Source organism: Mycobacterium ulcerans subsp. shinshuense, assembly GCF_002355775.1.
In the GTDB taxonomy this organism is placed as follows: domain Bacteria; phylum Actinomycetota; class Actinomycetes; order Mycobacteriales; family Mycobacteriaceae; genus Mycobacterium; species Mycobacterium marinum.
In genome coordinates, this window is sequence record NZ_AP017624.1 from 2,983,907 (window position 1) to 2,996,937 (window position 13,031).

The window sequence follows — 13,031 nt, forward strand, 5'->3', positions numbered from 1 at the left end:
GCAGCCGCACCGGCGGGGCGCTAATCAGACGAATCGGCGTCGGATTTTTTGCCCGTTTTCTTGCCCTCTTCGGACTCTATGGGCTCTTCTGACTCGGCAGATTCCTTGGAATCCCGCTCCTGCAGCAGTGTTTCGAGGGTCGAGCGAGTCAGCCGGCGAAACGCGCGCCGCGGTTTGTTGGCGTCCAGGATGGCGGCTTCGAGGCTGGCCACACCGAGTACGGGCTGGTCATTGCTGGAATTCTCCGCGCTACCGGCGCGTAGCGCCTCCACCGCGATATCCAGCGCGTCCGGCAAATCGGCGTTTTCGGTGTAGGTGTTCTTGAGCGCCGTCGTGATCGGCTCGGTGGTCCCGCCCATCACCACGAAATGCGGCTCATCGGCGATCGACCCGTCGTAGGTGATTCGGTAGAGCTCGGGCGCCTTCGTTTCCCCGTAGTGCGCCACCTCAGCGACGCATAGCTCGACCTCGTAGGGCTTGGCCTGCTCGGTGAAGATGGTGCCCAGCGTCTGTGCATACACGTTGGCCAACTGGCGTCCCGTGACGTCACGACGGTCGTAGGCATAACCGCGGGTGTCGGCGAACTGAATCCCGCCCCGGCGCAAGTTGTCGAATTCGTTGAACTTGCCGGCGGCCGCAAAACCCACCCGGTCGTAGAGTTCGCTGATCTTCTGCAGCGACCGCGACGGATTCTCGGCAACGAACAGCACACCGCCGGCGAAGGCCAGCGCCACCACGCTCTTGCCGCGCGCAATACCCTTTCGCGCGAGCTCGCTGCGCTCGCGCATCGCCTGTTCCGGCGAGATGAAGTAAGGGAAGCTCACTTCTCACCACCGTCAGGGCCGAAAGTGTCAGCGCGTGAACGACTTCCGATGACTTCACGAGCCAGTTCGGCGATGCGGACCTCGGGTACGTCAACCGCACCGTCGGCATTGATGGTGACCGCTGTCGGGTATATCCCGCGAACCAGATCCGGGCCGCCGGTGGCCGAATCGTCGTCGGCTGCGTCGTAGAGCGCTTCGACGGCCACCCGCAGCGCGGAATCGGCGTCGGTGACTTGCGCGTACAACTTCTTGATCGACGATTTGGCGAAGATCGATCCCGAACCCACCGCTTGGTAGCCCTCTTCCTCGATGTTCCAGCCGCCGGCAGCGTCGAACGAGACGATGCGACCAGCGGACCTCGGGTCAGACGCGTGGATGTCATAGCTTGCCAGCAGCGGCAGGGCCACTAATCCCTGCATTGCGGCCGCCAGGTTGCCACGCACCATGATGGCCAGCCGGTTGACCTTGCCGGCGAATGTCAGCGGCACGCCCTCGAGCTTTTCGTAGTGTTCGAGTTCCACGGCGTAAAGACGCGCGAACTCAACGGCGATCGCGGCGGTGCCGGCGATGCCGGTGGCGGTGTAGTCGTCGGTGATGTAGACCTTGCGCACATCGCGCCCGGCGATCATGTTGCCCTGCGTCGAACGCCGGTCCCCGGCGATCAGGACACCACCGGGATACTTCAAGGCGACGATGGTGGTGGCGTGCGGCAACTGGTCACCCACGGCACCCCCACCATGTTTGATGCTCGCAGGTAATAACTCCGGCGCCTGGCGGCGGAGGAATTCAGCGAACGATGATAGGTCTACAGCGGATCCGGAAATGGCCGAATTTATGGACAGGCGATCAGGCAACGGCCAGGTCACTGGCCGCCCTTTTGGACGTACGCGCGAACGAAGTCCTCGGCATTCTCCTCAAGGACGTCGTCGATCTCGTCAAGCAGATCGTCGGTGTCTTGAGCTAACTTCTCGCGGCGCTCCTGGCCCGCGGCGGTGGTGCCGGTGACGTCTTCGTCATCGCCGCCACCACCGCCACGTTTGGTCTGTTCCTGAGCCATCGTCGCCTCCTGCTTCGTCATGGCCGATTAGATGCCGGGGGGTCGTGACTCACGCCCCCGCCGGTCTTTCCCTAACAGTACCGGCCAGCCCCGACGTTTCCCGGCTGAAGCCCCATTTGTCGGGCTATGCCGTCACCATCTCGCCTCACGCGCCTGCCCCATCAAGGGCCCTCAACTGGTGAGTTGTTCCACCAGTTCGACCGCGCTGTCCACCGAATCCAGCAGCGCTCCGACATGGGCCTTGCTGCCGCGCAGCGGTTCGAGCGTGGGAATACGCACCAGCGAATCCCCACCCAGATCGAAGATCACTGAATCCCAGCTCGCCGCGGCGATGTCGGCGCCAAACCGGCGCAGGCATTCGCCGCGGAAGTACGCGCGGGTGTCGGTGGGCGGGTTCTCCACGGCCTCGAGCACCTGGTGTTCGCTGACCAACCGCTTCATCGATCCGCGCGCCACCAGCCGGTTGTAGAGCCCCTTGTCCAGCCGCACATCGGAATACTGCAGATCGACCAGGTGCAGGCGGGGCGTCGACCAGTTCAAGTTCTCCCGCTGCCGGAAACCTTCGAGCAATCGCAGTTTGGCCGGCCAATCCAAGACCTCGGCACAATCCATCGGGTCACGCTCGAGCCGGTCGAGCACGTCTGCCCAGGTTTCCACGACGTGTGAAGCCCGGGGATCGGGGTCACGGCCATCGACCAGTTTCGCCACCCGTTCGAGGTAAATCCGTTGTAATGCAAAACCGGTCAGTTCACGGCCGTCGAGAAGCGCCACTGCCGTCCGCAGCGAGGGATCACGACTGATGGCGTGCACCGCGTGTACCGGGCGGGCCAGCGCCAAGTCGGTCAGGTCGATGCCGTGCGCCGGACCTTCCTCGATCAGGTCGAGCACCAGCGCAGTGGTGCCGAGCTTCAGGTAGGTCGACGTCTCAGACAGGTTGGCGTCGCCGATGATGACGTGCAGCCGGCGGTACCTATCGGCGTCGGCGTGCGGTTCGTCGCGGGTGTTGATGATGCCGCGCTTGAGCGTGGTCTCCAAGCCGACCTCGACCTCGATGTAGTCGGATCGCTGGGACAGCTGGAAGCCCGGCTCATCACCGGAAGGCCCGATGCCGACACGGCCGGAGCCCGTGACCACCTGCCGAGACACCAGAAAGGGCGTCAGACCGGCAATGATGGCCGAAAACGGGGTTTGCCGGCTCATCAGGTAGTTCTCGTGCGATCCGTAGGACGCGCCCTTGCCGTCGACGTTGTTCTTGTACAGCTGCAGCTTCGCGGCACCGGGGACGCTGGCGACATGGCGGGCCGCGGCCTCCATCACCCGCTCCCCGGCTTTGTCCCAGATCACCGCGTCGAGCGGATCGGTGCATTCGGGTGCGGAGTACTCGGGGTGTGCATGGTCGACGTACAGCCGCGCCCCGTTGGTCAGGATCATGTTTGCCGCGCCGACCTCGTCAGCATCCACCACCGGCGGTGGACTCGCGGAGCGGCTCAGGTCGAAACCCCGAGCGTCGCGCAGCGGTGATTCCACCTCGTAATCCCACCGGGTCCGTTTGGCGCGCTGGATGCCGGCGGCCGCGGCATAGGCCAGTACCGCCTGCGTCGAAGTGAGGATCGGGTTGGCTGTCGGGTCCGACGGCGACGAGATGCCGTACTCGACCTCCGTTCCGATAATCCGTTGCATGCCTAGAGCCTAGGCCCGCCGACCCAGAACATCTCAGCGGCCCGTGCCGCGGGCGAGGTGGGCGTCCCCGGGCTGGCATGCCGCGCTGGGACAGCAACCTCCGCAATTCGCGATACAAGTTGCCCGCACGCCTAGTGGTGCGGACCGCGCGGGGTTGATACGGTCTCGGCTGACCGTCGCATCGAGCCCCTCGGAGAATCTACGTTGACGTTAAAAGTCTTGCAGCCGTTACTATTTCCGATGAGTTTGCCAACTTCTCCTCGCACCGCCGGCACGGCTACCCGGGGCGGCCAACGGTGAGCCCGAACCCTTTTCAGCAAGGGCAGGACGTCACCGACCTGATTCCGGCCGGGCCGCTGCTCGACGGCGGGATTGCCTTCACATTCGCGATCTATTACCTGCCCATGCCTGCCGCAGACCCCTTCGACACCCTGGATGAACTGCTGGCGAACACAACCGCCGGATTTCACCAGGTGGAGTCCATCAACGGTGACGAGACGGAGCCGACGGTATGTGCCTTCGCCAACATCGATCCGCGAAACGACTATCCCCCGCCGGATCCGGAATTTGTTGAACTCTTCAACTACGGCGTCAGCCCGCAGTTGGCCGTCGCTCTACAGTCCACCCAGGCCGCGTTCATCCTCAACTTCAGCTGCCCGATTGAGCAGGCTTGGGATCGTCTTCGTGCCGCGCAGCAGCTAACGGGTAGCCTCGCCGCCGCCACTGGCGGACTGATTTGGGATGCCGAGACTCGGCAGATATTCACGCCGGGCGCCTGGCAGGAAATCAGGGTCGATCGATGGACCAGACCAACCCCAGATGTTGACGACCATACGATCATTCACGCCTACGAGATCAATGGCCAGATGCGAGTCGTCACGCTGGGAATGGCGAAGTTTGGGCTGCCCGACGTAGTCGTGAACCAGGTGCCGCTGTCGGTATGCAGCAACGTCGGACAGCTCGTGAGCGCGTTCTGCCAGGCGATCGCTGATCGGCCCGTTGTCGATCGTTCCGGAGAATTCGATCTGGATTACCGGCGTTTGAGGCCCAACGCGACCGGGGCCGCGCCGCTCACCGTGAGAATGGGCGAGCACCACGACGGCGATCCGATGAACCGGCTACTCGAGATCACCTTCGACCGAGGACCGGGCCAGGACGCTGGGGCCCGTCGGCACGCGATTCTCTGCGCCGCGTTCGACTCCGGAGCTTCGATCGTTCCCGCTGCCCACAACGACGCATTGGCAGCCGCCAGCCGATCCGCGCGAGCCGAGCTGCCCGCGCTGCGCGCCGCGTTCAACGAAGGGCTGCCGCCCGGCGAATTTATGCAAGTCAAGGCCGCTTTTGAGGGCCCGGACGGCACCCGGGAGTACATGTGGGTGGACGTAGTTACGTGGAACGGCGACGAGATCACGGGACCGCTGGCCAACAAACCGTTCAACATCGCCGGTCTGCACCCCGGGCAGGTGGTAGTGGTCGCGCAGTCCACCGTCTTTGATTACAAGCACAAACGCAGTGACGGCACGATCGACGGGAATGAAACCGAAAGACACATCATCAGCACGTTGAACTAGCACAGCAGCAACGGTGGGCCGCCGCTAGGGTTGAGCCGGCATGAACCCTTCCCCGCACCGCGCTCCGGCACGCCGAGACCCGTCGAGTGCCGCGGCGGAAAGCTGGTTTCTGGAACGGGGCTTGCCCGCGGTGCTGACCAAGCGGGCCCGTTGGCGGCGGCTGTGGTCACGGTCTGCCCCGGTGCTGGCCGCGTACGCGACACTGCACTGTTGGACACTCCCGATTCTGCTGATCACCCACGGCGACGAGGTCGTCATCGATGGGCAACCGACACCCCGCGAATGGGTGCTGGTGACCCTGGTCGCGATCGCACCGGTCTTGATCACGTTCGTCGGCTGGCTGGTGTCGCGACTGTCCGACAGCCGGATGCGTTCGGTGGCGGCGACCGTGGCGGTCAGCCTGGTGGCAATCGTCCTGATCGTTGAGACCTCGGTGTCTCATCTGCCGGACGCGGCCCTGGCCGCGTTGATGGTGCTGTTGCTCACCGGTAGCGGTATCGGATCGGTCACCGGGTGGTCGGTCCGAATGACGCTGTCGCACCTGGCGACGATCGGCGCCCTGGCGGTTCGAGCCTTGCCAGTCGTTCTGCTGACCACGTTGGTCTTCTTCAACAGCAACATCTGGCTGATGGCCTCCACAATCAGCGCGGAGCGGCTGGCCCTGGCCATCGCATTTCTGGTCGGTATCGCGAGCGTATTCGTCATCTCCACCACCGCGGAGCGAGTCAAACCCATGCTGCAGGCACCGACCGTGCAGCCCAAGAACTGCCAGGAACTGGCCGACACCCCGTTTGCGGCTATGCCGGATCCGCCGAGCAGCCGGCCGCTAACCCGAGCCGAGCGGGCCAATGTGGTCTTCGTGCTCACCGCCCACCAGTTGGTGCAGATCATGGTGGTGGCGATGCTGACCGCCACCATCTACGTCATCCTCGGGCTGATCGTGCTCAGCCCAGCCCTGCTCCAGGAATGGAGCCACAACGTGTCCAGCAACGCGACCGTGCTCGGGCTGACCGTGCCGGTGCCGGATTCGTTGATCCATCTCTGTCTGTTCATTGGCGCGTTGACCTTCATGTACATCAGCGCCCGCGCAGTTGGTGACGCCGAATACCGTGCAACATTCGTCGACCCGCTCATCGAGAACCTGCACATCACCTTGATCGCACGCGGCCGCTACCGCGCCAACATCGATCACACCGATGTTGACGCCAGTCCCGGCGGTGATTAACTTCACGCTGGTGTCCGTACCCGAGCAGGTAGAAGACTTATCCGGGAAACGCTACGCGAGGTGCTTCTCGTCGAAATCGGTGAATCCGGTCCACAAGCCACCGTCTACAACAGCTTTCCGCTCAACGATTGCCCCGCGGAACTGTGGTCCGCCCTGGACGCGCAAGCCCTGGCCGCCGAAAACGGGGTGGCCGCAGCCCTGCTCAACGGGCCCCGCTACTGGCTGATGAACAGCATTGAGAAGGAGCCCCAGGGGCTGCCGGAGAGCAAGTCATTCGGCGGAATCGAAATGCTCAAGCAGGCAACCGTGCAGATGTCGTCGATGAGCCCCGCCCCCTACACCGTCAATCGGGTGAACCGTCACACGGTGTTTGTCTTCAACGCCGGCGCAGAGATCTACGAACTCATCGACCCGGGTGGACAACGCTGGGTGATGCAGACCTGGAGCCAGGTGGTGGACCCCAACCTTGCCCGCGCCGACCTACCCGGCCTGGCCGCACGACTGGACCTGCCGGAAGGATGGTCCTATGAGCCGCGCGTGCTGGCCGAGACGCTGCGCGTCGACACCACCGACCGCCCCGCTCACGTGACGCAGGACGACCTGTCCAACAGCTACTCGCTCGAGGTCGACTGACCCTCTTCCAGGTAGCGCCCCTTACAGGTACTGGCCGAGGTTGGACTCGGTGTCGATCGCCCGGCTGGCACTCGACGACTTGCCGGTCACCAGGGTGCGGATGTAGACGATCCGCTCGCCCTTCTTGCCCGAGATCCGTGCCCAGTCATCGGGGTTGGTGGTGTTGGGCAGGTCCTCGTTCTCGGCGAACTCGTCGACGATCGAGTCGAGCAAATGCTGAATGCGCAGGCCTGGCTGGCCGGTCTCGAGCACCGACTTGATCGCATTCTTCTTGGCTCGGTCGACAACGTTCTGGATCATCGCCCCGGAGTTGAAGTCCTTGAAGTACATGACTTCCTTGTCACCGTTGGCGTAGGTGACCTCCAGGAACCGGTTGTCGTCGATCTCGGCGTACATCCGATCGACGACCTTTTCGATCATCGCCTTGATGCACGCCGGACGTTCGCCCTCGAACTCGGCAAGGTCGTCGGCGTGAACAGGCAGCGTCTCGGTGAGGTACTTCGAGTAGATGTCCTGTGCCGCTTCGGCGTCGGGCCGCTCGATCTTGATCTTCACGTCCAGTCGCCCTGGCCGCAGAATGGCCGGATCGATCATGTCCTCGCGGTTGGAAGCACCGATGACGATGACGTTCTCGAGTCCCTCCACCCCGTCGATCTCACTGAGTAGCTGCGGAACCACCGTGGTCTCGACATCGGAGGAAACCCCGGTGCCGCGAGTACGGAAGATCGAGTCCATCTCGTCGAAGAACACGATCACCGGTGTGCCCTCGGAGGCCTTCTCCCTGGCCCGCTGGAAGATCAGCCGGATGTGACGCTCGGTTTCACCGACGAACTTGTTCAGCAGCTCGGGGCCTTTGATGTTGAGGAAGTACGACTTCGCCTCGCGAGAGTCATCACCGCGGACCTCGGCCATCTTCTTGGCCAGCGAGTTCGCCACGGCCTTGGCGATCAGTGTCTTGCCGCAACCAGGCGGGCCGTAGAGCAGCACGCCTTTCGGCGGGCGCAGCGCGTACTCCCGGTACAACTCCTTGTGCAGGAACGGCAGCTCGACCGCGTCACGAATCTGTTCGATCTGGCGCGTCAGGCCACCGATGTCCTCGTAGCTGACGTCGGGCACCTCTTCGAGCACCAGATCCTCGACCTCGGCCTTGGGGATGCGCTCAAAGGCGTAGCCCGCCTTGGTGTCGACGAGAAGTGAGTCACCCGGACGCAGCTTGCGTGGCTTCGTGTCGTCGTTGAGCGCGTCGGGAAAACCATCCGGCAGGTCCTCGGCAACCAGCGGCTCAGCCAACCAGACGATGCGTTCCTCGTCCGCGTGGCCGACGACCAGCGCCCGATGACCATCAGCGAGCACCTCTCGCAAGGTGGAGATCTCGCCGACCGATTCGAACGTGCCGGCCTCTACGACGGTCAGGGCCTCATTGAGCCGAACCGTCTGGCCCTTCCGCAGCAACGAGATTTCGATGTTGGGCGAGCAGGTCAGGCGCATCTTGCGGCCGGAGGTGAACACGTCGACCGTGTCGTCGTCGTGCGCCGACACCAGAACGCCATAACCGCTGGGCGGTTGACCCAACCGGTCGACCTCTTCGCGCAGCGCCAGCAACTGCTGCCGGGCTTCTTTAAGAGTTTCCATTAATTTGGAGTTGCGGGCGGCAAGCGAGTCGATGCGGGCTTCGAGCTGATGCACATCGCGGGCAGGCCGCGCCGTGCCTTGCGGCCCAACTGCGCTCTCGAGTTGCTCACGCAGCACCGCGGCTTCACGCCGCAGCTGTTCTAATTCGGCAGCATCATTGCTGGACAAGGGAGTGTCGTCGGGTGTCCCGAATGCTTCAGAACGCCCTGAATCAGCCATGTTGCGCTCCTTTCCCACACCAGGAATGGTGCAGCGGATACCCCAACGCTACCGGCGATCGCGGCTTCATGTGCGGAACCAAATTCCGTTGAAAAGTTACAAGTTGAAGTCCACTGGTAATCTCGGCTACCACTTGGGCCGACAGAAAGGAGCGCCGCGACGTGAAATCCCTAGCCACAGCCGCCGCGGTCCTGATGCCGATGGGCGCCGCGCCCGAGGGTGTGATTTGCACTCCATCTTCGCGAGTGTCGTCTTCGCGAACTTCCCTGAAACGCCGATAGCCGACCCCGCCGCTGGATGCACCGAAACCGCCGCTTGGCCATCACCGCCATCACCGCCATCACCGCCGTGGCGACGTTGGGGGTCGCGGGGTGTTCACCGTCACCGGACAACGCCGAGAGCTCGACGTCGGCCGTCGCACCCGCGCCACCGGCCGCACCCAGTGCCCTGCCGGTCCCACCGTCCGCTCCCCTGCCACCCCCCGAAGCCCTAGTCGATGTGCTGTCCCGGCTCGCCGATCCGAACATTCCGGGAGACAAGAAACTGGACCTGGTTGAGGGGTCAACCCCTGACACCGCTGCGGCCCTGGACCGGTTCACCACCGCCGCCCGAGATGGCGGGTACCTGCCGATGAACTTCGCTGCCAACGACCTCGCGTGGTCGGCGACCAATCCGTCCGATGTGGTGGCCACCGTCGTCGTCACCACCGCCCAACCGGAGAATCGCGAGTTCACGTTCCCGATGGAGTTCACGCCGATCCACGGCGGCTGGCAGCTATCCCAGCGAACCTCGGAGATGCTGTTGGCTCTCGGCAATTCCCGGGGATCCCAGACGGCTACGCCAGAGCCCAGTCCTGGCCCTGCCCCCAACCCAGAACCTGCCCCGGTCGAGCCGGCCCCCGAAGAAAGCCCACCAGCGACTGGGTCTGTCGCCCCGTCTTCGGGTCCTCCCGGCTGAGTCTGCGGATGTGGATCGGCTGGCTGGAGTTCGATGTGTTGCTGGGCGACGTGCGATCACTCAAACAAAAGCGGTCGGTGGTTCGCCCGGTTGTCGCCGAGCTCAGGCGCAAGTTCGCCGTGTCGGCCGCCGAGACCGGATCACTCGAGCTGCACCGACGGGCCGGAATTGGGGTGGCCGTGGTTTCCAGCGAGCGCAGCCATGCCGTTGATGTCCTCGACGCGGCCGAACGCCTGGTAGCCGCGCACCCCGAGTTCGAACTGTTGTCGGCGCACCGCGTCCTGCACCGCAGCGAGGACTGGCTCGGTTAGGCCTGTTCCCGGCTAGCCATCGCGCCCCTCGCGTTTGCGGCCCCAGTGGCGCGGGGGCTACCGCACCCCGCGCCAGCCGGCGTGCGGCGACCAGAAACGCGGTGTGTCCGCGCATGGAATGCTGCGGCCGTACGGCCAGCCCGACAACGTTCCAGCCCCGCTGCAGGGTCTCCCACGATCTCGGCTCTGTCCAGCACTGCTGGGTCCGCACGGCCTCGACAACCTTGGACAGCTGGGTCACCGTGGCCACGTAGATCATCAACACGCCACCGGCGACCACCAGCCTCGGAGACCGAGTCGAGCACCTCCCACGGCGCCAACATGTCCAGCACTACCCGGTCGATCGAGCCGTCGGGCAGCTCCGAGTCGGCGATATCGCTGATGATCAATTGCCAGTTTTCGGGCGCCTCGCCGTAGAAGTTGGTCACGTTGCGACGAGCATGCTCGGCATGATCGGCGCGCTGCTCATAGGAAATCACCTGCCCCTGCGGCCCGACCGCTTGCAGTAGTGACAGGGTGAGTGCCCCGGATCCGGCGCCCGCCTCGAGCACCCGGGCACCGGGAAAGATGTCGCCCTCATGCACGATCTGCGCGGCGTCCTTGGGGTAGATCACCTGGGGCCCGCGGGGCATCGACATCACATAGTCGACCAGCAACGGGCGCAGCACCAGAAACAGCGCGCCATTGCTGCACTTGACCACGCTGCCTTGCTCCAGGCCGATGATCACGTCGTGCGCGATGCGGCCACGATGGGTGTGGAACTCCGCGCCCGGAGTGAGGGTGATGGTGTAGTGACGCCCCTTGGCGTCGGTGAGCTGAACACGTTCGCCGACGTGAAACGGACCGGTCGCTGACACGTCGTCTAGGGTGCCAGCTGACGCGCCGTAGCCGGTGTCCGGGGTTGTCGGTGCCCAGTCATAGGCTGCGAATATGACGGACCAGCCGGGCTCCGTGGCGAGCGTGTATATCCGACCGGCGCTGTCGCCGTCACGGGCCGCCGATTTCAAACAGTGCCCACTGCTGTACCGGTTTCGGGCGATCGATCGATTGCCCGAGAAACCGTCAACGGCGCAGCTGCGAGGCTCTGTGGTACATGCCGCCCTCGAGCAGCTCTACGCTCTACCCGCGGTGCAACGCGGACCGGACACCGCCCGGTCACTGGTGGAATCCGCCTGGGAGCAGGTGATCGCCGGTGAGCTAGACCTGGCCGGAGAGCTGGCAGCCGACCAGCAAGCCCAATTGCTCGAGGATGCCCGTGCACTGTTGTCGGGCTACTACCGACTGGAAGATCCGAGGCGATTCGACCCGCAGAGCTGCGAGCAGCGCGTCGAGGTGGAGCTGGCAGACGGCACGCTGTTGCGCGGCTATATCGACCGGATCGACGTCGCCGCTACCGGTGAGTTACGGGTGGTCGACTACAAGACGGGCAAGGCCCCGCCCGCCGCCCGGGCGCTGGCGGAGTTCAAAGCCATGTTCCAGATGAAGTTCTACGGAGTAGCGCTGTTTCGGTCGCGGGGCGTGTTGCCCTCCCGATTGCGGTTGATCTATCTGGCTGACGGGCAGGTGCTGGACTATTCGCCGGATCGTGACGAGCTGCTTCGCTTTGAGAAGACCCTGATGGCCATCTGGCGTGCCATCCAATCGGCGGGACAGTCGGGCGACTTCCGCCCCAATGCATCGCGGCTATGCAATTGGTGCCCGCACCAGCAGCACTGTCCGGCTTATGGCGGGACACCACCGCCGTATCCCGGGTGGCCGGATCGGCCGCCCGCCGAAGCGGTTTCGTGCTCCGCAATCGAGCCGACGGCATGAACGGTTGCTACTACCGCCGCCTGCCCGGGGCCGACGGCGATTACCAGATGTTCGACTCGACCGACTTCACCCGCAGCAATTGGGATCCCGGCATTCAGCACGGATCTCCCCCGTTGGCGCTGCTGACCAAACTGATCGAAGAACTGTCGGCGGGATCGGGTTTGCGGATCGGCCGGCTCAGCCTGGACATCCTCGGGGCCATTCCGGTGGCTCCGGTCCGGGCCCGGGCTTGGGTGCAGCGCCCGGGGTCGCGGGTCGCCATGATGGTTGCGGAGATGGTGGCCGATCGCGTGCTGGCCCGGGTGACCGCGTGGCTACTGGCGGTCAGCGACACCACCGACGTCGCATCCGATCGGTATCCCCCGCTGGTGGAGGGACCGGCGCAACCCCGTCCGGCCGCTTTTGCCGGGGTCGGTGGCTACTTCGACGCACTCAGCTGGCGCCCGCAGGACACTGAAGGACAACCCGCCGCGGTGTCCTGGTTCAGGCCGACGGCTCACATCGTCGACACCGATCCGGCGTCACCGCTGCAACAGCTGGCCGCCGTGGTCGACTGCGCCAACGGCGTCGGCGCGATCCTGGATCCCAACCGGTTTCTCTTCATGAACACCGATACGGTCGTTCATCTGCACCGACTTCCGACCGGCACCGATTTCGCGTTGCGCGCTCGCGCCTCCGTCGGGCCAGATGGCCTGGGAGTGACGCCGGCTGAGATTTTCGATACGACCGGATTTATGGGGACGTCAGCGCAGACGCTGCTGGTGCGGCGCCGGTAGTCCGGCGGCGCAACGTCGGCTCAAGCTTCTAATAGTTTCTTGAGTTGTTCGTCGTACATGCTGAGCGATTCGGCGGTCAGCATCTCATGGTGTGTGCAGTCGACGGAGTACGTTGTAATGTCGCCGGCAATATACTTTCGCCAATTTTGCAGTTGGGACGAATCACTCATTTGTCCACTTCGCCCAGCGAGAAATATGGTCATATCTCCGTCGAACACGTCGGCCTTGTGTTCCAGAAGATACGACTGGACCGCCTTGGCATTTCGGGCTGCGAAGTCAAAGATTCCAATGGGTAGAGCGGTAAAGTCCACCACTTCTCGCAATTGGTTAATCA

12 protein-coding genes and 2 pseudogenes are annotated in these 13,031 nt (G+C 64.1%); 7 read left to right on the forward strand and 7 right to left on the reverse strand.

Going from position 1 to position 13,031, the window contains the following annotated elements:
* Positions 1–20: 20 nt before the first annotated feature.
* The 4 genes from prcA to dop all read right to left on the reverse strand — a co-directional run bounded on the left by prcA (position 21) and on the right by dop (position 3,561).
* Entirely contained in the window at positions 21–824 is an 804-nt protein-coding gene (gene prcA / locus SHTP_RS13350) for a proteasome subunit alpha (RefSeq protein WP_011740317.1), read from the reverse strand.
* Positions 821–1,690, reverse strand: a complete 870-nt coding sequence (prcB, locus tag SHTP_RS13355) for a proteasome subunit beta (RefSeq protein WP_011740318.1) — start codon at positions 1,688–1,690, stop codon at positions 821–823. Before prcB ends, prcA begins: the two co-directional genes overlap by 4 nt.
* Positions 1,687–1,881: a ubiquitin-like protein Pup gene (locus SHTP_RS13360; protein ID WP_012394770.1), complete on the reverse strand. Its 195-nt coding sequence runs from the start codon at positions 1,879–1,881 to the stop codon at positions 1,687–1,689. Before SHTP_RS13360 ends, prcB begins: the two co-directional genes overlap by 4 nt.
* Before the next feature lie 171 nt (positions 1,882–2,052).
* Positions 2,053–3,561, reverse strand: coding sequence for a pup deamidase/depupylase (gene dop / locus SHTP_RS13365; RefSeq protein ID WP_096370857.1), 1,509 nt, complete (start codon positions 3,559–3,561; stop codon positions 2,053–2,055).
* Positions 3,562–3,857: 296 nt separating this feature from the next.
* Here dop and SHTP_RS13370 point away from each other — a divergent pair, with 296 nt between their 5' ends.
* The 3 genes and pseudogenes from SHTP_RS13370 (at position 3,858) to SHTP_RS13380 (ending at position 6,990) form a co-directional block, all read left to right on the forward strand.
* Positions 3,858–5,132: a DUF2314 domain-containing protein gene (locus SHTP_RS13370; protein WP_096370858.1), complete on the forward strand. Its 1,275-nt coding sequence runs from the start codon at positions 3,858–3,860 to the stop codon at positions 5,130–5,132.
* 40 nt (positions 5,133–5,172) lie between these two features.
* Entirely contained in the window at positions 5,173–6,357 is a 1,185-nt protein-coding gene (locus SHTP_RS13375; protein ID WP_197706246.1) for an SH3 domain-containing protein, read from the forward strand.
* Between the two features lie 10 nt (positions 6,358–6,367).
* Positions 6,368–6,990 (forward strand): annotated as a pseudogene (locus SHTP_RS13380) (hypothetical protein).
* Positions 6,991–7,011: 21 nt separating this feature from the next.
* On the opposite strand, the gene arc reads toward SHTP_RS13380, so the two are convergent.
* Positions 7,012–8,841 (reverse strand): proteasome ATPase, encoded by a 1,830-nt coding sequence (gene arc / locus SHTP_RS13385; protein ID WP_096372459.1) that lies wholly within the window; start codon positions 8,839–8,841, stop codon positions 7,012–7,014.
* Positions 8,842–9,138: 297 nt separating this feature from the next.
* Between arc and lppK the strand changes: the two genes are divergently transcribed.
* Both lppK and SHTP_RS13395 read left to right on the forward strand, forming a co-directional pair.
* Positions 9,139–9,798 (forward strand): lipoprotein LppK, encoded by a 660-nt coding sequence (gene lppK / locus SHTP_RS13390; RefSeq protein ID WP_096370859.1) that lies wholly within the window; start codon positions 9,139–9,141, stop codon positions 9,796–9,798.
* A gap of 8 nt (positions 9,799–9,806) precedes the next feature.
* Positions 9,807–10,109 (forward strand): DUF503 domain-containing protein, encoded by a 303-nt coding sequence (locus SHTP_RS13395; protein WP_012394777.1) that lies wholly within the window; start codon positions 9,807–9,809, stop codon positions 10,107–10,109.
* Between the two features lie 12 nt (positions 10,110–10,121).
* On the opposite strand, the pseudogene trmI reads toward SHTP_RS13395, so the two are convergent.
* Positions 10,122–10,966 (reverse strand): annotated as a pseudogene (gene trmI, locus SHTP_RS13400) (tRNA (adenine(58)-N(1))-methyltransferase TrmI).
* 73 nt (positions 10,967–11,039) lie between these two features.
* Between trmI and SHTP_RS13405 the strand changes: the two are divergent.
* Positions 11,040–11,921: a RecB family exonuclease gene (locus SHTP_RS13405; RefSeq protein ID WP_036426517.1), complete on the forward strand. Its 882-nt coding sequence runs from the start codon at positions 11,040–11,042 to the stop codon at positions 11,919–11,921.
* Positions 11,918–12,697, forward strand: coding sequence for a thioesterase family protein (locus SHTP_RS13410; protein ID WP_096372460.1), 780 nt, complete (start codon positions 11,918–11,920; stop codon positions 12,695–12,697). The genes SHTP_RS13405 and SHTP_RS13410 overlap by 4 nt, the downstream gene beginning before the upstream one ends.
* Positions 12,698–12,717: 20 nt before the next feature.
* Here the strand turns inward: SHTP_RS13410 and SHTP_RS13415 are convergent, their stop codons facing one another.
* Positions 12,718–13,008: a thioesterase domain-containing protein gene (locus SHTP_RS13415; protein ID WP_157759925.1), complete on the reverse strand. Its 291-nt coding sequence runs from the start codon at positions 13,006–13,008 to the stop codon at positions 12,718–12,720.
* Between the last annotated feature and the right edge of the window lie 23 nt (positions 13,009–13,031).